This is a genomic window from Dehalococcoidia bacterium (assembly GCA_025054935.1).
GTDB lineage: Bacteria > Chloroflexota > Dehalococcoidia > SpSt-223 > SpSt-223 > JANWZD01.
Map to the genome: position 1 here is coordinate 1 of JANWZD010000066.1, position 599 is coordinate 599.

Annotated in this window: 1 protein-coding gene; it reads right to left on the minus strand. The window is 66.6% G+C overall.

From position 1 onward, the window contains the following. Window positions 1-599: DUF1800 domain-containing protein (locus NZ773_16280; protein ID MCS6803485.1), on the minus strand; the 599-nt coding region annotated here is incomplete at both ends.

The window sequence follows — 599 nt, forward strand, 5'->3', positions numbered from 1 at the left end:
CGGACGACGTGTTTGATCTGGTCGGGCGCATCGCGCTGCGCGAGGAAGACCTCGGCGGCGCGCTGGACGATGGACTCCGGCGGGTCGTCGCTGATCAACCGGCGGCACAGCTTGCGGCAGACGTGGCGCGCCGTGCCGGGATGGTAGGCAAGCAGGTCGAGCACGGCGCGGCCATCTTCCATCGGGGCCGGGTCGGCGGGCAGGTAGCGGCCCAGCACGAGTTTGTTGAAGCGGTCGTGCCAAGCTTTGTAGAAAAAGAACTTGCCCGTACTGGGCACCGCCGGATCCCAGTCGTTGTGGTCGTCGTCGGCGACGCGCCAGCCGGTGAAGGCGCGCGCCGCTTCGTACACATCGTTATCCACATAGCCGACCGCGACGCCGTCGGCCATTTTCTCCACGCTGTTCGGGTCGCGCACGCCGAGGTAGTTCTCCGCGCCGAGGGTGTGCAGCTCAAACAGCTCGCGGGCGTAGTTCTCGTTCGGGCCGGAGACCTGATTGTTGTAGTTATCGAGGTAGTACAGCATGGCCGGGCTGGTGGCAACGGCCTCGAGCAGCTGCCGGAAGTTGCCCAGGGCGTGCGGCCGGATCACGTCGCGGTC